The sequence below is a fragment of the Qipengyuania flava genome (genome assembly GCF_011762005.1).
Taxonomy (GTDB): Bacteria; Pseudomonadota; Alphaproteobacteria; order Sphingomonadales; family Sphingomonadaceae; genus Qipengyuania; species Qipengyuania flava.
Window position 1 is genome coordinate 701,620 of the sequence record NZ_JAASQU010000002.1, and the last position, 23,138, is coordinate 724,757.

Annotated in this window: 22 protein-coding genes; 17 read left to right on the top strand and 5 right to left on the bottom strand. The window is 63.0% G+C overall.

Annotated features, from left to right (window positions below; translation table 11 throughout):
* Positions 1-23 precede the first annotated feature (23 nt).
* The 15 genes from FHS69_RS10125 (at position 24) to FHS69_RS10195 (ending at position 16,283) form a co-directional block, all read left to right on the top strand.
* On the top strand, positions 24-779 hold the full coding sequence (locus FHS69_RS10125) for an SDR family NAD(P)-dependent oxidoreductase (RefSeq protein WP_166777566.1): 756 nt from the start codon (positions 24-26) through the stop codon (positions 777-779).
* A 1-nt stretch (position 780) separates the two neighbouring features.
* Positions 781-1,530 carry an SDR family oxidoreductase gene (locus tag FHS69_RS10130; protein WP_166777567.1) on the top strand — a complete coding sequence of 250 codons (750 nt, stop codon included), beginning with the start codon at positions 781-783 and terminating at the stop codon, positions 1,528-1,530.
* A gap of 119 nt (positions 1,531-1,649) precedes the next feature.
* The gene (gene rpmI / locus FHS69_RS10135) at positions 1,650-1,853 is read left to right on the top strand and encodes a 50S ribosomal protein L35 (RefSeq protein ID WP_067466022.1); all 204 of its coding nucleotides are present in this window, start codon (positions 1,650-1,652) and stop codon (positions 1,851-1,853) included.
* Positions 1,854-1,876: 23 nt separating this feature from the next.
* Positions 1,877-2,236: a 50S ribosomal protein L20 gene (gene rplT, locus FHS69_RS10140; protein ID WP_067464943.1), complete on the top strand. Its 360-nt coding sequence runs from the start codon at positions 1,877-1,879 to the stop codon at positions 2,234-2,236.
* Between the two features lie 124 nt (positions 2,237-2,360).
* Positions 2,361-3,233, top strand: coding sequence for a helix-turn-helix domain-containing protein (locus FHS69_RS10145; RefSeq protein WP_224800447.1), 873 nt, complete (start codon positions 2,361-2,363; stop codon positions 3,231-3,233).
* Positions 3,234-3,336: 103 nt separating this feature from the next.
* Complete coding sequence (locus FHS69_RS10150; RefSeq protein ID WP_166777568.1) at positions 3,337-4,227, top strand: helix-turn-helix domain-containing protein; 891 nt, start codon at positions 3,337-3,339, stop codon at positions 4,225-4,227.
* A 102-nt stretch (positions 4,228-4,329) separates the two neighbouring features.
* Positions 4,330-5,430, top strand: coding sequence for a phenylalanine--tRNA ligase subunit alpha (gene pheS, locus FHS69_RS10155; protein ID WP_166777569.1), 1,101 nt, complete (start codon positions 4,330-4,332; stop codon positions 5,428-5,430).
* Positions 5,427-7,817: a phenylalanine--tRNA ligase subunit beta gene (gene pheT, locus FHS69_RS10160; protein ID WP_166777570.1), complete on the top strand. Its 2,391-nt coding sequence runs from the start codon at positions 5,427-5,429 to the stop codon at positions 7,815-7,817. Before pheS ends, pheT begins: the two co-directional genes overlap by 4 nt.
* Entirely contained in the window at positions 7,814-8,563 is a 750-nt protein-coding gene (locus FHS69_RS10165) for an SDR family NAD(P)-dependent oxidoreductase (RefSeq protein ID WP_166777571.1), read from the top strand. The genes pheT and FHS69_RS10165 overlap by 4 nt, the downstream gene beginning before the upstream one ends.
* A 97-nt stretch (positions 8,564-8,660) precedes the next feature.
* Positions 8,661-10,181, top strand: a complete 1,521-nt coding sequence (locus tag FHS69_RS10170) for a peptide chain release factor 3 (RefSeq protein WP_166777572.1) — start codon at positions 8,661-8,663, stop codon at positions 10,179-10,181.
* 37 nt (positions 10,182-10,218) lie between these two features.
* Positions 10,219-11,091: an alpha/beta fold hydrolase gene (locus FHS69_RS10175; RefSeq protein WP_067464925.1), complete on the top strand. Its 873-nt coding sequence runs from the start codon at positions 10,219-10,221 to the stop codon at positions 11,089-11,091.
* A gap of 12 nt (positions 11,092-11,103) precedes the next feature.
* Positions 11,104-11,805, top strand: coding sequence for an endonuclease/exonuclease/phosphatase family protein (locus FHS69_RS10180; protein WP_166777573.1), 702 nt, complete (start codon positions 11,104-11,106; stop codon positions 11,803-11,805).
* A gap of 142 nt (positions 11,806-11,947) precedes the next feature.
* Positions 11,948-12,286 (top strand): P-II family nitrogen regulator, encoded by a 339-nt coding sequence (locus tag FHS69_RS10185; RefSeq protein WP_067500994.1) that lies wholly within the window; start codon positions 11,948-11,950, stop codon positions 12,284-12,286.
* A 14-nt stretch (positions 12,287-12,300) separates the two neighbouring features.
* A complete protein-coding gene (locus tag FHS69_RS10190; protein WP_067672661.1) occupies positions 12,301-13,629 on the top strand; it encodes an ammonium transporter family protein in 1,329 nt (442 codons plus the stop codon).
* Positions 13,630-13,934: 305 nt separating this feature from the next.
* Positions 13,935-16,283 carry a TonB-dependent receptor gene (locus FHS69_RS10195; protein WP_425128223.1) on the top strand — a complete coding sequence of 783 codons (2,349 nt, stop codon included), beginning with the start codon at positions 13,935-13,937 and terminating at the stop codon, positions 16,281-16,283.
* 71 nt (positions 16,284-16,354) lie between these two features.
* Here FHS69_RS10195 and FHS69_RS10200 read toward each other — a convergent pair whose 3' ends face one another.
* From FHS69_RS10200 to FHS69_RS10210, 3 genes are read right to left on the bottom strand one after another with little or no spacing between them, the layout of a single operon-like run.
* Entirely contained in the window at positions 16,355-17,941 is a 1,587-nt protein-coding gene (locus FHS69_RS10200) for a GMC family oxidoreductase (protein WP_166777575.1), read from the bottom strand.
* 24 nt (positions 17,942-17,965) lie between these two features.
* Positions 17,966-18,904: a sterol desaturase family protein gene (locus FHS69_RS10205; RefSeq protein ID WP_166777576.1), complete on the bottom strand. Its 939-nt coding sequence runs from the start codon at positions 18,902-18,904 to the stop codon at positions 17,966-17,968.
* 4 nt (positions 18,905-18,908) lie between these two features.
* Complete coding sequence (locus FHS69_RS10210; RefSeq protein ID WP_166777577.1) at positions 18,909-19,313, bottom strand: hypothetical protein; 405 nt, start codon at positions 19,311-19,313, stop codon at positions 18,909-18,911.
* A 61-nt stretch (positions 19,314-19,374) separates the two neighbouring features.
* On the opposite strand from FHS69_RS10210, the gene FHS69_RS10215 reads away from it, so the two are divergent.
* Complete coding sequence (locus FHS69_RS10215) at positions 19,375-20,796, top strand: amidohydrolase (protein ID WP_166777578.1); 1,422 nt, start codon at positions 19,375-19,377, stop codon at positions 20,794-20,796.
* Here FHS69_RS10215 and FHS69_RS10220 read toward each other — a convergent pair whose 3' ends face one another.
* Positions 20,797-21,237: a protein tyrosine phosphatase family protein gene (locus tag FHS69_RS10220; protein WP_166777579.1), complete on the bottom strand. Its 441-nt coding sequence runs from the start codon at positions 21,235-21,237 to the stop codon at positions 20,797-20,799.
* Complete coding sequence (locus FHS69_RS10225; protein ID WP_166777580.1) at positions 21,237-22,049, bottom strand: TerC family protein; 813 nt, start codon at positions 22,047-22,049, stop codon at positions 21,237-21,239. Before FHS69_RS10225 ends, FHS69_RS10220 begins: the two co-directional genes overlap by 1 nt.
* 246 nt (positions 22,050-22,295) lie before the next feature.
* Here FHS69_RS10225 and FHS69_RS13915 point away from each other — a divergent pair, with 246 nt between their 5' ends.
* A complete protein-coding gene (locus tag FHS69_RS13915; RefSeq protein WP_166777581.1) occupies positions 22,296-23,045 on the top strand; it encodes a cold-shock protein in 750 nt (249 codons plus the stop codon).
* Positions 23,046-23,138: the final 93 nt, after the last annotated feature.

The following is a 23,138-nucleotide window of genomic DNA, read 5'->3' on the forward strand; positions in this document are numbered from 1 at the left end:
GGTCGGCTTTCCGTTTGCCGACCATGCAGACAATACTCGTTACCGGACCGGGAAACGGCATAGGCCGTGCGATCACAACCCATTTCCACCGCCTCGGCTGGCGCGTTGCAGGCCTCGACCGCGACAGTGAGGCACTCGACGAATTGCGCGAGGCGATCGGCAAGGACAGTGGCCTTTTCCCGAGATGCGATGTCGGGTGCGAAAGCGATGTCGAGCGGGCTTTCGGTGAGGTTGTCGAATGGCTCGATGGCGCTCCGCTGGACTGTCTGGTCAACAATGCCGGTATCGCGAATCCTTATGCAGGCAAGCTCGAGGATCTCGCGCTTGGAGACTGGCAGAAATGGATCGATGCGAGCCTGACCGCAGCTTTCCTCGTGACCCGGGCGGCCCTGCCTCTGCTGCGCAAGGCTGAGAATGCGAGCGTGACCAATATCTCGTCGACCCGCGCAGTTATGAGCGAGGCCGACACCTTCGCCTATGCGGCGGCCAAGGGCGGCCTCGACGCTCTGACGCATTCGCTCGCGGTCTCGCTCGGCCCTGCGATTCGCGTCAATGCGATCCGCCCGGGGTGGATCGAGACCGGCCCCTGGCAGAAAAGCTCGGAACGTTCGCACCCCGATCATCGACCGCAGGATCGCAAGCAGCATCCCGCGGGCCGGATCGGACGCCCCGAGGATATTGCCGAGGCCGTCGCCTATCTTCACACTGCCGGCTTCGTGACCGGGCAGCATCTCAACATCGATGGTGGCATGACTGTGAAGATGATTTACGAACACTGAGATGGACGGGCAGGGGCTACTCGAAGGGCGCACGGCGCTGGTGACCGGAGCGGCACGGGGACTCGGGCTCGAGATTGCGCGTCAGCTGGTCGCGCACGGAGCGACGGTCTGGCTCAACGGGCGCGACGAAGCGGCGCTGGCTCGAGCAGCGGCCGAGATCGGCCAAGGGGCCGATGCATTGCCGTTCGATATCACCAATGACCAGGCGACCGCTGCCGCACTCGCGCGACTGGAGGCGGGCGGGCTCGACATTCTCGTCAACAACGCGGGCCAGCGCGACCGGCGCGGCTTCGAGGAAATTAGTCGCACGGATATGGCACGGCTGATGGACGCCAATCTGGTGGCCCCCTTCGATCTGGCCCGCCGCGCGGCCCCGCTCTTGCGAGCATCGCCACATGGCCGGATCATCAACATCACTTCCATCGCCTCGGAAATCGCCCGCGGGGATGCCTCTTATACCGCGAGCAAGGCCGCGCTCGACGGCTTGACGCGCGCCCTTGCAGCAGAACTCGGCCCCGACGGTGTCACCGTCAACGCAGTGGCGCCCGGATTCGTTCTGACCGAAGCCAATGAGGAATGGTTCACCGGCACGCAGGAGATCGCGCAGCATCTGGCCCGTCGGACCTCGCTCGGGCGGTGGGCGGAACCAGCCGAAATCGCCGGTCCCGTCGTGTTCCTCGCTTCGGCCGCAGCGAGCTATATCACGGGGCACACGCTGATCGTCGATGGTGGCTACGTCACCCACTTCTGACTTGCGTTTGCGCGCAGAATCGCTATTTGCGCGCCCTTCACCGACACGTGATTCCTCTGCCGGTCTGGCCGTAAGGGCTGCCAGGGCTGGTTGTACGTGTCTCTGAGAAGGAGATGAAAATGCCCAAGCTGAAGACCAAAAGCGGTGTGAAGAAGCGCTTCAAGATCACCGCCAACGGCAAGGTCAAGCATGGTGTCGCCGGCAAGCGCCACCGCCTGATCAGCCACAATGCGAAGTATATTCGCCAGAACCGCGGCACCACTGTCCTGTCGGAAGCCGACAGCAAGACGGTGAAGAAGTGGGCCCCCTACGGCCTCGACTGAGCGCGAACTAAGGAGAATACGAAATGCCTCGCATCAAACGCGGCGTCACCACGCGCCAGAAGCACAAGCGTCTATTGGATCAGGCGAAGGGCTATCGCGGCCGTCGCAAGAACACGATCCGCGTCGCTCGCCAGGCCGTCGAGAAAGCCGGCCAGTACGCCTATCGCGACCGCAAGGTTAAGAAGCGCAACTTCCGCGCCCTGTGGATCCAGCGTATCAACGCTGCGGTCCGTGCCGAAGGCCTGACCTATTCGCAGTTCATGCACGGCACCAAGCTCGCCGGCATCGAACTCGATCGCAAGGTCATGGCCGATCTCGCCATGAACGAAGGCGCTGCCTTCAAGGCGATCATCGAACAGGCCAAGAAGGCGCTTCCCGCCTAAGTCTGTCGGGTTTCGAAGTTTCGAAAGGGGCGTTCCGCAAGGGGCGCCCCTTTTTTGCTGTCCGGGTGCTTGTCGCGGGCAGGCAAGCCGCTATGCTCGACTGCCGAACGGTCGGAGGAGGCAAGTGACCGGTCATCCAATGATAGACGTGCGGTTTTTCGCACCACCTGCCGATCTGGCGCCTTGCTTCACGACATTCTATCGGCTCGAGGTGACCGTCCCGCAGGGCGATCATCTCGAAGACTGGCTGCAGCCCGAATGGGCGAACCTTCGGTTTTTCTCCGACAATCCGCCGGCTGCCGAATTGCCCGACGGCCCGCGCATCGCGGGCGCGCGTTTCCAGGCTACCGGCCCCAGTTCCTGTCCGATCCACTTCGAGCTCGGTCGCACGCGCATGTGGGGCATCGGGCTGTTTCCGCTGGGCTGGGCGCGTTTCATTGGCGAGGATGCGAGTGACCATGCCAACACGCTGGTCGACGGCGAGGCATCGCCGCTCTTCGAGCGCTTCGCACCCTTGTGCGACATGCTGTGTTCGCGCGATCATTCGGACGAGGAACAATTCGATGCGCTGACCGACTTCTTTCGCCGGCTCGCAGGTCCGCCCGCGGACCAACAGCGAATCCAGAAGGTTCACGAAGTCATGGTCGATCCGCAATTGCTGCAGGTGGAGGACTTCGCCCACCGGGTCGGTTTGTCAAAACGTACGCTCGAGCGCGTATGTGCCCGCAATTTCGGTTTCCCGCCCCGCTTGCTGCTCCGCCGTCAGCGGCTGATGCGCAGCCTGGCGGCATTCATGCTCGAGCCGCGCTCCAATTGGTCCGACGTGATCGACCGGCATTACCACGACCAGTCGCATTTCGTGCACGAGTTCCACGCCTTCATGTGTTGCACGCCGAGCGAATACGCGGCGCAGCCGCATCCCGTGCTCGGTGCCTTCATGGCCGAGCGAAAGCGCATCTGGGGTTCACCTGCACAAACGCTGGACCTACCGAAATAGCAGTCGATACGTGGGTCACAATTTGCTAACCATGTCGCAGGGACGTGATTTCAATGATCTCGCTGGGGCATAACGCGCCGGCCACCTGGGGGGTGGTGCGGCTGTGAGTACGGGGCAAACCTCCGGCGCTGTCGCGCTGCGCTTCTTCCTCCCGCCCAAGCGGCTGCGGCCTTTCGTCACGACCTTGTATCATTTGGAAATCTCCGGCGAAGGCGACGAGCTGGTCGAGGACTGGCTGCATCCGGAATGGGCCAATCTGCGGATCATTCCCCAGCGCACGATCGATGCCGGTATGGCTGGCGGGCCGTTGGAAAATTTGCCCCGCGCAGTCATCGTCGGCCCCACCAGTGTGACCGCACATTTCCGCGCGCGTCCGGGCCGCTCCTGGGGAATAGGGCTGATGCCGCGTGGCTGGGCTCGGCTTAGCCAGGCACCGGCCGACGAATATGCCGATCGCTGGGCGGATGCGGAGGGCGATCCTGCCTTCACCCACCTCGCGGCATTGTGCGGGGCGGTCCCGCTCGAGAGCGGCGGACTCGCGGCGGAGCGCGACGCGCTGCTTCGTGAACTAACATTGCTGCTGGCAGAGCCCGCCGCGCGCGAGGCCGAGATCCTGCGTTTCGAGGAAGCGCTGACCGACCCCCGTTTCCACAGCGTTGCCGAACTGGCTAACGCGCTGGGTATGAGCCCGCGCACCATGGAACGCTTTTGCCGACGTGCTTTCGGCTTCAGCCCGCAATTGCTGCTGCGCCGCCAACGCTTTGTGCGAAGCCTCGCCAAATTCATGCTCGACCCATCGTTGCGATGGATCGACACGCTTGACGGGCACTATCACGACCAGGCGCATTTCGTCAGAGATTTCAAACGCTTCATGACTATGTCGCCCAGCGATTATGCCAAGCTACCCCACCCGGTGCTGGCGGCCGCGGCACATGCCCGCATGGCCGCGGCAGGCCAGGCAATGCAGGTCCTGCACCAACCGATAGACGAGTGATCCCGTCGCGTCGGCGGTCAACCGGCAAACTGGGCTTTAGCAATCGGGCACTTGCCGCTAGGGCGACGGACAGACCTTTCCGCCAGTTCCAAGCCAGACAGAATGACCGATCTCGAACAACTCAAGACCGATGCGCTGACGCGGATCGCAAATGCTCCCGACGCTGCCGCGCTTGAGGCGCTGCGGATCGAATTCCTCGGCAAGCAGGGCTCGATCTCGGGCCTCATGAAGACGCTGGGGAAAATGCCCCCCGAAGAACGGCAGGTGCAGGGGCCCTTGCTCAACGGCCTTCGCACGCAAGCGAATGACGCGATTGCCGCGCGCAAGGAAGTGCTCGAGGACGCAGAGCTCGAGGCCCGGTTGGCCACCGAGGGTCTCGACCTGTCGCTGCCTGCCCCGGAAACGCCGCGCGGTTCGGTGCATCCGGTCAGCCAGGTAATGGACGAACTGGCGGAAATCTTCGCCGATCTGGGTTTCTCTGTCGCCACCGGTCCCGAAATCGAGGACGACTGGCACAATTTCACCGCGCTCAACATGGCGGAGACGCATCCGGCGCGCGCGATGCACGATACGTTCTATTTCCCTGACACCGATGGGGAGGGGCGGCGGATGCTGCTGCGCACGCACACTTCGCCGGTGCAGATCCGCTCGATGATGAAGCAGGGCGCGCCGATCCGCATCATTGCGCCGGGCCGTGTCTACCGCAGCGATAGCGACGCGACGCACACGCCGATGTTCCACCAGGTCGAAGGCCTGGTCATCGACAAGGACATCCACCTCGGTCACCTCAAGTGGACGCTCGAAACGTTCCTCAAGGCTTTCTTCGAGCGCGAAGACATCGTGCTGCGCCTGCGCCCTTCCTATTTCCCCTTCACCGAGCCTTCGGTCGAGGTCGATGTGGGCTGGCAGGATGTCGGTGGGCGGCGCGTGCTCGGTGGTGACGGCGACGCGCCGGGGCATGGCTGGATGGAGCTGCTCGGCAGCGGCATGGTCAACCGCCGCGTAATAGAGTTCGCCGGGCTTGATCCCGAGCAGTGGCAGGGTTTCGCATTCGGCGTGGGCGTCGATCGCCTCGCCATGCTCAAATACGGAATGGATGATTTGCGCGCCTTCTTCGACGGCGACCGCCGTTGGCTCGATCACTACGGCTTCTCCCCCTTCGACCAGCCGACACTTTCCGCGGGCGTAGGAGCGAAGGCATGAAGTTCTCGCTCGAATGGCTGAAGCACTTCCTCGACACCGATGCCTCGGTTGCCGAGATATCCGCAGCACTCAATCGCATCGGACATGAAGTCGAAGGAATCGAAGACCCGGCAGACAAGCTCGCAGGCTTCCGGGTCGCAAAAGTGCTGACCGCGGCCAAGCACCCCGATGCCGACAAGCTGCAGGTGCTGAGCGTTGACACGGGGAAAGGCGATCCGCTTCAGGTGGTGTGCGGTGCGCCGAACGCGCGAGCCGGCATGAAAGGCGTTCTTGGCCTGCCCGGTGCGGTGGTTCCAGCCAACGGCATGGAACTGCGCAAGAGCGCGATCCGCGGCGTCGAATCCAACGGCATGATGTGTTCGGTGCGCGAGCTCGAGCTGGGTGACGAGCACGATGGCATCATCGAGCTGCCCGAAGCGGCGCCGGTCGGCCAAAGTTTTGCCGCTTACAGCGATGCGTCACCGGTGTTCGACGTGGCGATCACGCCCAACCGTCCCGATTGCATGGGGGTGATGGGCATCGCCCGCGACCTTGCCGCCGCCGGGCTGGGTACGTTCAAGCCTGTCGATGTGCCGGTGATCGAGGGCGAGGGCGCCTGCCCCGTCGAGATACGCATCGAGGATGTCGACGGCGTGCCCGCTTATCACGGCCGCGTCATCCGCGGCGTGAAGAACGGCCCTTCGCCCGACTGGCTGCAGCGCCGCCTCAAGGCTGCCGGACAGCGCCCGATCAGCGCGCTCGTCGATTGTACCAATTACCTCATGTTCGCGATCGGGCGCCCGGCGCATGTCTACGATCTGCGCAAGCTTTCCGGGCCCGTCGTCGCGCGGCGGGCGAAGAATGGCGAAACCGTCGAGGCGCTGAACGAGAAGACCTATACGCTCGACGAGACCATGACCGTCATCGCGGACGACAAGGGCGTGCACGACATCGGCGGCATCATGGGCGGCGAACATTCGGGAGCCGACGAAAGCACCACCGATGTCCTGCTTGAGATCGCCTATTTCGATCCGGAGCGGATCGGCGTTACCGGCCGCAAGCTCGGCCTCGCCTCGGATGCTCGCACCCGTTTCGAACGCGGTGTCGATCCGGCATTCCTCGACGATGGCCTCGCCCTGCTGACCGACCTCATCGTACAAACCTGCGGCGGAACGCCGAGCGAGGCAGTACAGGTGGGCCAAGCACCCGTCGAAAAAACGGATATCGCTTTCGATCCCGAATTGACCGCGCGCTTGGGCGGGGTCGAGATTGCGCGTGATCGTCAGCGTGCCATTCTGGAAGCGCTCGACTTCGCGGTAGCGGATGACTGGCAGGTGACCTGCCCATCGCGGCGGCACGATATCGAAGGCGTTGCCGATCTGGTCGAAGAGGTCGTGCGGATTCACGGTCTCGATCACGTTGCAAGCGTGGCTCTGCCGCGGGCGGAGGGCGTCGCGCGGCCTACCGCTACGCCGCTGCAGCAGCTTGAACGCAAACTGCGCCGCGCCGCCGCGGCTCGCGGGCTCAACGAGGCCATCACCTGGTCCTTCCTGCCAACCTCCGATGCAGAATTTTTTGCCGACGGGGCGCAACTTTGGACACTCGACAATCCGATCAGCGAGGACATGAAGGCCATGCGTCCGTCGCTTGTTCCCGGCCTGCTCGCTGCCGCGAAGCGGAATGCCGACCGCGGTGCCGAAGGATCGCGTCTGTTCGAGCTCGGACGGCGTTATTTCCGCGGCAAGGGCGGCGCCAGCGACGAGAAGCCCACTCTTGGCGTCGTGCTTGCGGGCAATCGCACCGCACGCGGCTGGGCGCATGGCAAAGCGACGGGATTCGATGCCTTCGATGCCAAGTCGGAGGCCATGGCGTTGCTCGAAGCGGCGGGCGCACCGGTCGACAATTTGATGGTCATGGATGGCGCGGGTGACCAATTCCATCCTGGGCAGTCGGCGACCTTGCGGCTCGGGCCCAAGAATGTGCTGGCCCGGTTCGGGGCGTTGCATCCGCGTACGCTGAAGGCCTTCGATATCGAAGGGCCGGTGATGGCGGTCGAGATTTTCCTCGATGCGCTTCCCGCCAAGAAGGGCGGTGGCGGCTTCGCGCGCGCAGCCTATGCGCCGCCTGCACTGCAGCCGGTGAGCCGCGATTTCGCATTCCTTGTTCCCGCAGGTCTGGCGGCCAGCGACCTCGTGCGCGCGGTCAAGGGGGCCGACAAGCAGTCCGTTGTCGCAGCGCGTGTCTTCGATGTCTTTGTTGGCCAGGGCGTCCCCGAAGGGAAGAAGTCGGTCGCGGTCGAAGTGGTGCTGCAGCCCGGCGAAAAGACCTTCACCGAAGTCGAGATCAAGGCGATCTCGGACAAAATCGTCGCTAGCGCGGCAAAGCAGGGGGCGGAGTTGCGCGGATGAAGACAGCATTCGTTACGGGGGCGACCGCGGGGATCGGAGAGGCCACTGTTCGCACTCTGGTAAACAGCGGCTGGCGCTGCGTTGCTACCGGTCGGCGCCAGGAACGGCTCGATGCACTCGTCGGCGAACTGGGTGCCGACAAGGTTCACGCCGCCTGCTTCGACGTGCGCGATCGCGAGGCGATGGAGGCGGCAATTGCCGCGCTCCCCGATGCCTTCGCCGGGATCGACCTGCTGGTGAACAATGCCGGGCTCGCTCGCGGACTGTCGCCCGCGCAGGAGGCCAGCCTCGATGACTGGCAGACCATGATCGATACCAATGTGACAGCAATGGTGGTGCTGACGCGCAAGCTGCTGCCCACGCTGATCGAACGCAAGGGAGCCATCATCGCGATCGGTTCGGTCGCCGGGAATTACATCTATCCGGGCGGCAACGTCTATGCCGGCTCGAAAGCCTTCGCGAACCACTTCACGCTCGCATTGCGCGCCGATCTGCATGGCACGGGCGTGCGCGTCACCAGCATCGAGCCGGGCATGGTCGAGACCGAATTCACCCTGGTGCGCACCGGCAGCCAGGAAGCCTCGGACGATCTCTACCGCGGAGCCAAGCCGATGACCGCGCAGGATATCGCCGAGATGATCAAATGGGTCGCCGAACTACCGCCCCACCTCAATATCAACCGACTCGAGCCCATGCCGGTCAATCAGGATTTCGCCGGCTTCCGGGTGGCGAGAGAGCACCACTGACCGTCACCCCCGCGACGGCGGGGGTCCAGCCGACCTTTCCGCCGCTTGATATGTTATCTGGATTCCCGCCTGCGCGGGAATGACGAGGAAAGTTGAAATGTCGAACCGCCGTACCTTCGCGATCATTTCGCACCCCGACGCGGGCAAGACTACGCTGACCGAAAAGCTGCTGCTCACCGGTGGCGCGATCCACCTCGCCGGCGAGGTCAAGGCGCGCGGCCAGGCGCGGCGCGCCCGCTCGGACTGGATGAAAATCGAGCAGCAGCGCGGCATTTCGGTGACTAGCTCGGTCATGACCTTCGAACGCGAAGGCGTGACTTTCAACCTGCTCGACACGCCGGGCCACGAAGATTTCTCGGAAGACACCTATCGTACGCTGACTGCCGTCGACAGCGCGATCATGGTGATCGATGCCGCCAAGGGCATCGAACCACAGACACGCAAGCTGTTCGAGGTCTGTCGCCTGCGTTCGGTCCCGATCATCACCTTCGTCAACAAGGTCGATCGCGAAGGCCGTCCGGTGTTCGAACTGCTCGACGAGATTGCCGACATGCTCGCGCTCGACGTGTCGCCGCAGGCCTATCCGGTGGGCATGGGGGGCGAATTCGAAGGCGTGCTCGATTTCGCCAGCGGCTGCGTCGCGCGTCCTGAGGGACCGTCCAAGGAATTTCTCGGCACACGCGAGTGCGAACCCGCCATTCCCGAGCGCTTCGCCGAGGAAATCGAGCTCGCGCAGATCGGGTATCCCGAATTCGATCTCGAGGCCTATCGCAATGGCGACCTCACGCCGGTCTATTTCGGATCCGCGCTCAAGAATTTCGGAGTGACCGAACTGATCGAGGCGATCGCACAGCACGCCCCGCCGCCGCGGCCGCAACCCGCCGGCGATGAACAGATCCCGCCCTCGCGCGATGAGGTTACCGGCTTCATCTTCAAGGTGCAGGCGAACATGGACCCCAACCACCGTGACCGTATCGCGTTCATGCGACAGGTATCGGGGACCTTCAAACGGGGGATGAAGTTGACGCCTTCGGGGCTGGGCAAGCCTGTGGCGATCCACTCGCCGATCCTGTTCTTCGCGCAGGACCGTGAAGTCGCCGATACGGCCGAGCCGGGCGATATCATCGGCATTCCCAACCACGGAACGCTGCGCGTCGGCGACACGCTCAGCGAGAAGAACCAGATCCGCTTTACCGGCTTGCCGAACTTCGCGCCCGAGATTTTGCGGCGCGTGGCGCTGGTCGATCCGACCAAGACCAAGCAATTGCGCAAAGCGCTCGACGACCTCTCAGAAGAGGGCGTGATCCAGGTGTTCTATCCCGAAATCGGCGGGCAGTGGATCATCGGCGTGGTCGGCCAGCTCCAACTCGACGTGCTCGTCAGTCGGCTTTCCGCCGAATACAAGGTCGAGGCGAGGCTCGAACAATCGCCCTTCGCAACGGCACGGTGGATCCGCGGCGATGCCAAGGCGCTTGACGAGTTCGAGAAATTCAATCTGACCAATCTCGCCAAGGACCGCGACGGCGACCTGGTGTTCATGGCCAAGAGCCCGTGGGACGTGAACTACCAGCAGGAAAAGAACCCCGACCTGACCTTCTCGGCTACCAAGGAGCGGTAGGCTTGCGGGCATTGCGGCAAGGCGGCATGGACTGCGCATGACGTTACACGCCGGACCGACTTCTCAGACCTTCATTTCGCAGCGGCTGCGGCTGCATTATCTCGACTGGGGCAATCGCGGCAAGCCACCGCTTGTGCTGGTCCATGGCGGGCGCGACCACGCGCGGAGCTGGGACTGGGTCGCCGAGCAGTTGCGCGAAGACTACCATGTCGTGGCGATGGACCATCGCGGCCATGGCGACAGCGACTGGGTCAGCGACGGCAATTATTCGTCCAACGACATGGTCTACGATCTGGCGCAACTGGTCCATCAATTGGGGGTGGGTCCCGTGACCATTGTCAGCCATTCGATGGGCGGCAATGTCTCGCTACGCTATGCGGGGACCTTCCCCGACATGGTGACCAAGATCGTCGCGATCGAAGGCCTCGGACCGAGCCCCAAGCGGCAGGCGGAAATGCGCGCCGATCCCTATCCGCAACGGCTCAATGAATGGATCGGAAAGAAGCGCGCCGCATCTGGCCGCACTCCGCGCAAGTACGACAGCATCGAGGCCGCCTTTGCGCGGATGATCGAGGAAAACAGCTACCTGACCGAAGAGCAGGCGCGGCACCTGACGCTGCACGGCGTCAACCGCAACGAGGATGGGACCTACAGCTGGAAGTTCGATCCGCACCTCAACGTCTGGGCCGTGGAGGATATTGCCGACGAGTTCCTGTACCAGACCTGGGCCGCGATCACTGCGCCCACTCTACTGCTCTACGGTGCGGACAGCTGGGCTTCGAATCCCGAGGGCGACGGAAGGCTCGACCATTTCGCCAATGCCGAAGTCATCGAGTTCGAGAACGCCGGTCACTGGCTGCATCACGACCAGTTCGATCGCTTCATGGCGACCTTGCGCGATTTCCTGTGACGTAATTCTCGCGTGGAGCTGACCTTCGCCAGCTACAACATTCACAAGGGCGTCGGTCTCGACCGCCGGCGCGATCCCGAACGCATCCTCTCGGTGTTGCACGAAATCGATGCCGACATCATCGCGCTGCAAGAGGCCGATCGGCGGATCGGCGAGCGCGCGAGTGTCCTTCCGCGCGCCGAAATCGACGATACCCCATGGCGACTGGTCGAAGTGGCCAAACGTCCACGCAGTATCGGCTGGCATGGGAATGCTTTGCTGGTTCGTCGTGACATGGATGTGGTGGCCGGCGATCCGCTCGACCTGCCTACGCTGGAGCCGCGTGGTGCCGCCTGCGGCGAATTGAGAGTCGAGGGGTGGCCCTTGCGCGTGATCGGCACGCACCTCGACCTGTCGGGGCTGCGTCGGCGCGACCAGATCCGATCGTTGCTTGGCTTTGTGGCGGATTGTGCGGGCGACCTGCCGACGGTGATCATGGGCGATTTCAACCAGTGGGGGCTGCGCACCGGGGCCATGCGCGAGTTTTCCGATGGCTGGCAGATCGTCACCCCGGGGCGGAGCTATCCAAGCCGACAACCGGTAGCCTCGCTCGACCGGATCGTGGCGAGCCGGCACTGGCGGTGTGTCAGCGCCGAGGTTCACCATACCGGCCTGTCGTCGGTGGCATCCGACCACTTGCCCGTGACTGCTCGGCTGAAGCTGCTCACAGATTAGGCAGCAGCCTATTTAATGGGCATAATGTATTGAGGCTGACGGGCTGCATGGGCGGAATCTTACCATTTCGTTAGTTGGCACGTAGTTTGCTGTCCCCCTGTTCGCCGGTGCTTGGCCGGTGGATCACACAGGGGGTGAAGGCGTGAAGTTCATCATCGCAGTCATCAAGCCATTCAAGCTCGACGAAGTGCGTGAAGCGCTCGGCGGGCTCGGCGTGGCGGGAATGACGGTAACCGAAGTCAAGGGTTTCGGGCGCCAGAAAGGGCAGACCGAAATCTACCGCGGCGCCGAATACTCGACCAACATGCTGCCCAAGGTGAAGCTCGAGATCGCTGCGAGCGACGATCTCGCCCCGCAGGTGGTCGAAACCATTCAGCAAACCGCCAGCACCGAAGCGATCGGCGACGGAAAGATTTTCGTCTTCGATCTCGCCAGCGCCACGCGCATCCGCACCGGTGAAACCGGCGACACTGCGCTTTGAGGGGGCCTTCGCACATGACACGCAAACATCTCTACACTGCACCCCTGGCGTTTGCCGGGTTGCTCCTGTCCGCCCCTGCGCTCGCGCAGGAAGCGGCTGCTCCGGAAGCCGTCGAGGCGGTTTCGGGCGGCACCGCATATATCTTCAACACGCTGCTGTTCCTGATCGGCGGTTTCCTCGTGATGTGGATGGCCGCCGGCTTCGCCATGCTCGAGGCCGGCCTGGTGCGCTCGAAGAACGTTTCGGTCCAGTGCCTCAAGAACATCGGGCTATACTCGATTGCCGGCCTGATGTTCTGGGTGATCGGCTATTCGATCGCCTATCCCGGCTTCGAGGGCGGCTTCTTCGGTATCGCCGACTTCCCTTATGCCATGCAGGGCGTGGGTGAAGCCGATACGGGCACCGGCTATTCGGTCGCTTCGGACTGGTTCTTCCAGATGGTCTTCTGCGCCACTACCGCGTCGATCGTGTCGGGCACCGTGGCCGAGCGCATCAAGATCGTGCCGTTCTTCATCTTCGTCACGCTGCTGACCGGCTTCATCTACCCGGTTATCGTCAGCTGGGAATGGGGCGCCGGCTGGCTTGACGCCATGGGCTTTTCCGACTTTGCCGGTTCGACGCTGGTTCACTCCACGGGTGGCTGGGCCGCGCTGATGGGTGCGTTGATCATCGGCCCGCGTCTTGGCCGTTACACCGACAAGGGCATGACCGTGTTCCCCGGTTCGAGCATCCCGCTCGCCACGCTGGGTACCTTCATCCTGTGGCTCGGCTGGTTCGGCTTCAACGGTGCCTCGCAGCTTGCCATGGGCACTGTGGGTGACGTGTCCGACGTCTCGAAGATCTTCGTCAACACCAACATGGCTGCCGCAGCCGGTGTGGTCGTCGCCATCATCCTGACGCAACTGCGCTACGGCAAGGCGGACACGACCATGGCACTCAACGGCGCCCTGGCCGGCCTCGTCGCGATCACCGCCGAACCGCTTACTCCGAATGTCGGCATGGCGATCGTGATCGGCGGCATCGGTGGCGCGCTGCCCGTGATCTTCGTCCCGATCCTCGACAAGCTGAAGATCGACGATGTCGTCGGCGCCATTCCGGTCCACCTCATCGCCGGTATCTGGGGCACGCTCGCCGTGCCGCTGACCAACACCGAAGTGCCCTTCGTGGCGCAGATCACCGGTGTGGTCGCAACCGGCGTCTTCGTCTGCATCACTTCGGGCATCGTCTGGTTCGCTCTCAAGGCGACCGTGGGCGTGCGTCCGAGCGCAGAGGAAGAGATGGCAGGTCTCGACGTCGGCGAGACCGGCATCGAAGCCTACCCGGAATTTGCCCGGGCAAACTGATTACCAGTTCGGCGGGGGCGCCGCTCTCTCTCCTCTCCTCGGGTGCCCCCGCCTACCCATGTTCCTCCTGCGAACACCGACTGTATTGGGCCGGAGATAACCTCTCCGGCCCCTTTTTTATGCCATATCGGGACTGTGACGCTTTTGCTGCGGATGGTGCGAAATCGCACCGCGGCTATCGCGAGACAGATTGCCACGCCCGAAAAGCTGACTCATCTTTCGCGCATCAAGGGGCCGACAAGCGCCTCGAGTGGAGGAGAAGAATGTTGTCGCACACACGCAACCGTTCCGTATCGCGTGCCGCCATGCTGCTTGCCAGCTGCGGCCTGACTGCCATCGCCACCCCTGCTTTCGCCCAGGAAGCCGAACAGGTCGAAGGCGATACCAATGTCATCATCGTCACCGCTACCAAGCGCGACTCGACGATCCAGGACGTGCCGTTCTCGATCAATGCGCAAACGCAGGAAGACATCCAGAAGTCGGGGGCGAACAATCTCGAGGATATCTCGCGCAATGTCGCGGGCCTGTCGGTGCAGAACCTCGGTCCGGGCCAGAGCCAGGTTTCGGTGCGCGGCGTGTCCGCCGGCCAGATCGTGCGCGACCAGCCCGGGGTCAAGGAGCAGGTCGGCGTCTATCTCGACGAGAGCGTGATTTCGCTTTCGCTTTTCACGCCCGACCTCGATCTGTTCGATCTCAACCGCGTCGAGACGCTCCGCGGACCGCAGGGGACGCTGTTCGGTTCGGGTAGTGTCGGCGGTACGATCCGCTACATTACCAATCAGCCCGAGATCGGTGTGACCGAAGGACTGGTCGAAGGAAATGTGAACCTCGTCGACGGCGACGACATCGGTTGGCATCTCAAGGGCGCGGTCAATATTCCGCTGGGCCAGAATGCGGCCATGCGTGTCGTTGCCTATCATACGCAATACGGTGGCTTCATCGACGCGATCGGGCCCGCGGGTGGCGAAGACGTCAACGATGGCGAGCGCACGGGTGGACGCGTGGCCTTCACCGTGGATACGGGCGAAGGGTTCAGCATCACCCCGCGCGTTGTCTACCAGAAGATCACGGCGAACGGGTTCAACCGCCAGGAAATCTACAACCTCCACGCCAATCCCTACACCACGACCCGGCCCGCGGTGCAGTTTGACGAACGCGAGCAGTATCTGCGGCTGCGCGAGGCCTTCGAGGACGAGACTCTGATCGCCGATCTGGTGGTGGAAGCCGAATTGGGGCCGGTGACACTCACTTCGGTCAGTTCGTACACCAATCGCGACATCCTCGTCAGCCGGGACGCAAGCGCGCTATCCGGTTCGGTGTCGGTCGATCTCGGCTTCCCCGATTCGGGTGTTCTGCTACCCTCGAACCTGCGCGACACCACCGATGTCGAGGCGATCACGCAGGAATTGCGTCTCGCTTCCAACGGTTCGGGGCCGTTCCAGTGGGTGCTCGGCGGGTTCTACGCCAGCACCGACCGATTCTATCGCCAGCGCTTGCCCACTCCGGGTTATGCTGCAGTCACCGATGCCACGCTGGGCGCGGGAACGTCGGCAGCGGTGGCCAACGGCTTCCCCAATCTTGATTCTCCTTACAATGCCGATCTGCCCTACGAACTCGAGCAGATCGCGATCTTCGGGGAGGGCACCTATGCGATCACCGATGCTCTCGATGTCACGATCGGCGCGCGCTATTACGATTTCGAGGAAAGCCGGCAGTTCATTTCGGGCGGCCTGTTCGCCAATGGCGACAATGTTTCCGATACGACTGCCTCCGATGGCTTCAGCCCGCGGATCCTCGTCAGTTACGATGTCAGCGATGCGCTGACGCTGAACGCGCAGGCCTCGAAGGGCTTCCGTCTCGGCGGCGTCAACGACCCGTTGAACATCACCCTGTGTTCGCCAGCCGATGCGGCGCTCTTCGGCTCGTTCCAGAGCTATGACGACGAAACGCTGTGGAATTACGAGATCGGTGCCAAGGCCAATGGACGCGGCTTTTACGCCAATGTCGCGGGCTTCTACAACGACATCAAGAACCTGCAGACCACGCTCGATGCGGGTTCCTGTTCGTCGCGGATCGTGTTCAACGTCGAAAAGGCCCACTCGATGGGTGTCGAAGCCGAATTCGGCTTCTCACCTACAACCGGACTCGATCTGGTGTTCTCGGGAAGCCTGATCGAAGCGGAGTTCGATTCCACGCTGCCCGGCGCCCTGGCGAGTGCGACCGGAATCCGCGAAGGCAACCGCCTCGCTTCGGTGCCCAAGTTCCAGGTTTCGGCCTCGGGCAGCTATGAGTTCCCGATAGCAGCGAATGCGGATGCCTATATCTCGGCCTCCTACAGCCATGTCGGTAACCGCTACACGCAGCCGGGCGACCAGGAAAACAATCCGCGCACATTCGTGCACGGCCTGCCCTTCGGCGGCGCGCCGGCGGGTGCAGCCACTACGGTCGACCTGCTGCTTCCATCCTACGATCTGGTGAATCTCAGTCTCGGCGTGGATTTCGACAGCGGGTTGTCGCTTGTTCTCTATGCCAACAATCTGTTCGACGAGAATGCGCTGCTCAGCTTCGACCGCGAACGTGGTGGCCGCGCGCGTCTTGGCTATAGCGTCGGTACGCCGCAGACTTTCGGCATGACCGTGCGCCAGGCTTTCTGATTGGGCGGGAGAAGCAAAGAGCCGGGCCGAGGTAACCATCCTCGGCCCGGCTTTTCGTGTGGCGCCAACAGCTAGGCGGCGAGCGCATCCTTGACGAAATCGGCGCAGCGTTCGCCGATCATGATGCTGGGCGCGTTGGTATTGCCCGACACCAGACGCGGCATGACGCTGGCATCGGCAATATAGAGGCCCTCGATGCCGCGTGCCTTGAGCGTCGGGTCGACCACCGATGCCTCGTCCCCACCCATGCGGCAGGTGCCAACGGGGTGATAGACCGTATCGGCGCGGTTGCGGATCAGTTCGTCGAGCGCGGCATCATCGTCGAGATCGATCGGATAACGGTCCTGCGGCTCGTATTTCGCGAGGCTCGGCGATGACGCGATACGGTGCGACAGACGTACGCCTGCGCGCAAGGTGGCGATATCGCGCTCGTCGTCGAGGAAGTTGGGGTCGATGCGCGGGGCTTGGCGGGCATCGCGTCCATCGAGCCGCACGGTGCCGCGACTTTCGGGACGCAGCACGCAAGCATGAAGCGAGAAGCCGTGCCCCTTGACCTTGGTGCGACCGTGGTCCTCGAGCATGGCGGGGACGAAATGCCATTGCACATCGGGGGCGGGTGCGTCGGGCATGACTGTCCAGAACCCCCCGGCTTCGGCATAGGGTGTGGTCATGATGCCCGTGCGCTTGCGCCGGTGTTCGATGATCGCCTTGGCCATGCGGACAGTCCCGGCAAGACTGTCGCCGATGAGATCGGTGCTCTCGGTCTGCCAGCTTGAAACGTAGTCGATATGATCCTGCAGATCGGAGCCGACGGCAGGTTTGTCGACGATCACATCGATACCGTGCTCCTTAAGGTGCTCACCGGGGCCGATGCCCGACAGCATCATGATCTGCGGCGAATTGAATGCGCCCGCAGAAAGCACCACCGCGCCACGTGCACGGATGGTGCGCTGCTTGTCACCGACAGAATAGGTCACGCCGGTAACCCGACCATCCTCGATCTCGAGGCGCTGGACGCTGACCCCGATCCGGACATCGAGATTCTTGCTGCCCCGCTTGGGCTCGACATAGGCGCGCGCGGCCGACCAGCGTTCGCCCTCTTTCTGCGTAACCTGATAGAGGCCGAAACCGGCTTGCTCGGCGCCATTGAAATCGCTGTTGCGGGGGAGCTGCAACTGCGCGGCGGCTTCGACGAATGCGACACTGCCGGGGTTGGGCCACTTCTGGTCGGAGACCCACAGCGGGCCCGAGCCACCGTGGTGCGGGTCCTCGCCGCGTACATTGTGCTCGGCCCGCTTGAAATAGGGCAGGACGTCGTCATGGCTCCAGCCCGTACAACCGAGCGCTGCCCAATTGTCATAGTCCCAGTGATTGCCGCGAATATAGATCATCGCGTTGATCGCCGATGATCCGCCCAGCCCGCGCCCGCGCGGCTGGTAACCGGTGCGGCCGTTGAGGCCCTTCTGCGGAACCGTCTCGTAGCGATAGTTGGATGATTGCCGCAAAAACGGCATGAAGCCCGGCGTCTTGACCAGAATGGTGTTATTTCTGGGTCCCGCTTCGAGCAGGCACACGCTCTTGCCCGCTTCGGCAAGCCGGCCCGCGACCGCGCTGCCCCCGCTACCGCCACCGATTACGATGACATCGAATTCGTCCATGATATCTCCTCTCGATTCGAGAGGTTAGGCAGCCTCTGCCTTGCTCGCAACAAGGTTGTCGGATGAAACGGAATTTTCCCGCTCGCCATTTCGTTCACGCCATGCCGCGCGGATCTGGTCCGACGTCTCACGGCTACCGTCATGCGTCCATCCCGGCTCGCGCAAGAGGTAGGACAGCTTGTGCTTCCACGGTGCGCGCCACATGTCCTGTGCGATACCGATCCATTCGTGAAACACCGACCACAGCAGGTTGAAGCTGCCCAACTGCTTGACGATTCCATAACGGATCTTCTCGCCGCTCACCTCGGGCTCGAACGTGCCGAACAGCTTGTCCCAGACGATGAAAACGCCCGCATAATTGCGATCGAGATAGCCCGGGTTGGTGGCATGGTGCACGCGATGGTGACTGGGCGTGTTCATGACCGCTTCGAACCAGCGCGGCATGCGATCGATCGCCTCGGTGTGGATCCAGAACTGGTAGACCAGATTAAAGCCGGCACAAATCGCGATCATTGCCGGGTGGAAGCCGAGCAGTACCAGCGGCAGCGCGAAAACGAATCCCAGCGTCAGGAAACCGGTCCAGCTTTGCCGTAATGCGGTCGACAGATTGTAGTGCTGGCTGGAATGATGGTTCACGTGGCTGGCCCAGAACCAGCGCACGCGGTGCCCGAAGCGATGCACCCAGTAATATTTGAGATCGTCGAGCACGAAGCAAAGCGCGAAGCCCCACCAACTCCATGGCACGTCGAACAGGCGGAACTGCCATACCCACAGGAACAGTGCCAGGAAGGCGCCGCCGAACAACAGGCCCGACACGGTGCTGCCGAGTCCGAAGGCCAGGCTGGTGAGCGTATCCCTCGCCTCGTAGGCATCGCGCCGATGGCGACGCGCCCAGAACATTTCCAGCAGCACCAGCGCCACGAAGCCTGGCACGGCATATTCGGTGGGATTGAAATCGGGCATGGTGTTACTTTCCTAGCGCCTCGATCGCGTCGACCCAAGTCGAAGCGTCGTCGACCTCCAGCCGCGCCGCGCCGTAGCGCTTTTCCGCGCTGTCGATCACCAGCGCCGCTCCATCGCGATATGCACGGGCGTAGGGCGAGAGGATCCGGCCCGCGAAATGCACGCCATGGGGGCGCAGCAGCAAGATCCGACCCGCGGCGTCGCGCATGAGCGCGCCATGGCCGTCGCGGTCGAGACTGATCGCGGTGGGGGTGAACCCGCTGACGGCCTCGTCGGCGGCGACGCGTGCTTCGGCTTCATCGGCCAGTCTCGGACTGGGGCCCAAGCCGAGCCAGAACGCTATCCCTGCCAGCGCCAGTATGGCTACGAGCGAGCCGAGGAACTGGAGCAGGGCAGGCGGTAAATCCATGGCGCAGTGGATTGGCACGAACCGCGCTTTCCGGCAAGTTGCTGACAACAGGGAGCAGTATATGAAACTCATCGCCATTCTCGCCGCCGGTTCGGCGTTCATCGCCATGCCGGCAATTGCGCAGTCCACCGACCCGATCGCAGCGGTCGAAGCGCAGGAAAAGCGAACCTCGCGCGTCGCGCGGCAGATCTGGGACTTTGCCGAGCTCGGCTATCTCGAGACCCGTTCGAGCGGTCTGTTGGTCGATGAATTGCAGCGCGAAGGTTTTACCATCCGCGCTGGCGTAGCGGATATCCCTACCGCATTCGTTGCCGAATGGGGCGAGGGAGGACCGGTCATCGGCCTGCTTGCCGAATTCGATGCGCTGCCGGGGATCACCCAATCGGCTGCTTCCACGCGTGACCCGGTGGACGGCAAGCACGCCGGCCATGCCTGCGGCCACAACCTTTTCGGCGCGGGTTCGCTCAGCGCAGCGATTGCCATTCGCAACTGGCTCGAAGCTACCGGAACGCCGGGACGCGTCCGCCTATATGGCACTCCCGCGGAAGAGGGGGGGTCGGGCAAGGTCTATATGGCACGTGCGGGCCTGTTCGACGATGCAGATTTCGTAATCGACTGGCATCCTGCGGATCGCAATTCGGCCGCTGCGCGCAAGAGCCTGGCCAATCGCTCGGGCAAGTTTCGCTTTCGCGGCGTTTCGGCGCATGCGGCGGGTGCGCCCGAGCGCGGCCGTTCGGCGCTCGACGGGGTCGAGGCGATGAACATGATGGTCAACATGATGCGCGAGCATACGACGATGGACACGCGCATCCATTACGTCATCACCAGTGGCGGGGCGGCGCCCAATGTCGTGCCCGATTTCGCCGAGGTCTTCTATTACGTGCGCCATTCGGAGGCCGATGAAGTCCGGGCGCTGTGGCCGCGGCTCGAAGCGGCAGCGAAGGGCGCCGCAATGGGCACGGGTACGCAGGTCGATTGGGAAATCATCCACGGCAACAATCCCACGCTCCCGCTCGAATCGCTGCAGATGATGATGGATGAGAAATTGCGGCAGCTTGCGCCGATCGAGTACACCGCCGAAGAGCTCGCCTGGGCTGCAAGCATTCGTGAAAGCTTCGGGGGCGAAGCCCCGCCGCTGGCGCAGTCCAGCGAGGTGGAGGACTATGCCGTATTGACCGGCTATGGCTCTACCGATGTCGGCGACGTCAGCCGCGCGGTGCCGACGGTCAGCGTCCGCACCGCGACCTGGGTTCCCGGTACCGCGGCGCATAGCTGGCAGGCGGTTGCCGCAAGCGGACACAGTTACGGGGCGAAAGGCACGCAGCATGCCGCCAAGGCGATGATCCTTGCAGCGGTCGAACTTTATACCAACCCCCGATTGCGCGAACGGGCCAAGGCGGAATTCACTGCCGCGCGGGGAGAGGATTACGTTTACGAATCGCTATTGGGTGACCGTGATCCGCCGCTCGACTATCGGCGCTGATCAGTCTTTGGCGCGCGCGGCAAACATATCCATTGCGGGGCGCACCGGCGCCACGTCGTAACCGGCTTCTGCGGCGGCTTCGGCGATGCTGTCCGGACTGCCGCCGCCGCGCGCCTGCGCCAGTGACCACAGCAGTGTCGAACGCGTGCCCGAGCGGCAGTAACCCAGCACGGGACCCTGGCTCGCTGCCAATGCTTCCTGCAGCTTCTCCACCTGCGGTTCGCTGAACCCGGCGCTGCCGATCGGAATGGCGAGATAGTCCATCCCGGCAGCGCGGGTGGCGGTTTCGATATCGGCACCGGCAGGCTGATCGGGCGCTTCGCCGTCAGGACGGTTGTTGATCACCAGTGCGATACCCATCGCCGCCGCTTCGGACACCTCTTTCGGGTTGATCTGCGGGCTGGCGTAGAAGTCGTCCGATAGTTTGCGAAATTCGCTCATCACACCGTCTCCCGGTTAAATGCAAGCTTGTCGCTGCGACGCTTGCGCTGGATGATGTTGAGAATTTCCACGCCGACCGAAAAGCCCATCGCGGCATAGATATAGCCTTTGGGCACATGGAAGCCGAAGCCGTCTGCGATCAGCACCAGCCCGATCATGACGAGGAATGCCAGCGCCAGCATTACCAGCGTGGGGTTCTTCTCGATGAACTTCGCCAGCGGATCGGCAGCGACCATCATGATTCCCACGGTGATGACCACCGCGGCCACCATGATCGGAATCTCGTCGGTCATGCCGACTGCGGTGAGGATCGAGTCGACCGAAAAGACGATGTCGATCGCGACGATTTGCGCGATCACCGCGCCGAAGGTTGCCTTGGCCGCATCGGCGACGCCGGGGGTCTTGTCGAGCAAATCGCCCGAATCGTCCTCGGGCTCCATCGAGTGATGGATCTCCTTGGTCGCCTTCCACAGCAGGAAGAGGCCGCCGGTGAGGAGGATCAGGTCGCGTCCCGAGAACGCGGTCTCGAAGCTGGGCTTGCCATATTCGTTGGGTGCCCCGACCAGCCCCAGATCGAACAGCGGCGCCTGCAACGTCACCAGCCAGCCGATCAGCATCAGCAATCCGATCCGCATGATCAACGCCAACGCCAGCCCGATTCGCCGGGCGCGCTGCTGTTGGTGCTCGGGCAGCTTGTTCGAAAGGATGGCGATGAAGATCAGATTGTCGACGCCGAGAACGACCTCGAGTGCGATCAAGGTGAGCAGAGCAAGCCAGGCGGCCGGATCCGAGAATAGCGCGATAAGGTCCATGGATCGCTCTGTGCCCAAGCACTTCGCTGCATTCAAGCTATCATTCGCCCATTCTATACTATGCGAAAATGTCACATTTCTGGGCTTTGCTGACAGTTGCAGCTAAATCATTCGCTCATAGCCATCTTTCGCGCTATGACGGATGAGTGAGGGTGGGTTTCGTGCCTGTCCACGCCGATGCGGAACGCAGTTCTTCGCTCAGGCGGCTATCGATACGGGACTGCACGACAAGGTATTGTTCGAGTTATGGGTTACGACAGAGGGCGCCGCCGCGGACGGGACAAGCGCGACGGTTTCGGTGAAGACGGCATGGACAATTTCGGCGGGCCCCCGTCCGACTTTGCTCCGCACGAGGCATTCCAGAACGATCGGTTCGGCGGCGGCAACGACCGTGGCGGTTTCGGCGGCGGCGGTAATCGCGGTGGCGGTTTCGGCGGCGGTAACCGCGGCGGCGGCGGCGGTGGCGGCGGCTTCAACCGCATGCCCGCCCAGGTCGTTGGCACGGGCAAGGGTGCAGTCAAGTTCTTCAACAGCCAGAAGGGCTTCGGCTTCATCCAGCAGGAAGGCGGCGGTGAAGACGTCTTCGTTCACATCAGCGCAGTCGAGCGTGCCGGCCTTGAAGGCCTCGCCGAAGGGCAGGAACTGGAATTCAACCTCGTCGATCGTGGCGGCAAGGTATCGGCGCAGGATCTGCAGGTTGTCGGCGACGTCATCCCTGTGGAATCGCGCGGTGGTGACCGCGGCGAGGCGGGCGGCGCTCCGCGCCGCGAACTGACGGGCGAAAAGGCCACCGGTACGGTCAAGTTCTTCAACTCGATGAAGGGTTTCGGCTTCTTGACGCGCGACGACGGCCAGCCCGATGCCTTTGTGCACATCAGTGCAGTCGAGCGTTCGGGTCTTGCCGGCATCAACGAGGGCGAACGCTACGAATTCGACCTCGAAGTCGACCGACGCGGCAAATACTCGGCGGTCAACCTCGTACCCGCTCAGGGGTGAGGAACGCGCCTCGCGCAATCCGGTTTGACCCGGGCTGCGAGACGCAATAGATCGCTGACAAACACGCAAATGGCGGTTCCTTGCGGGACCGCC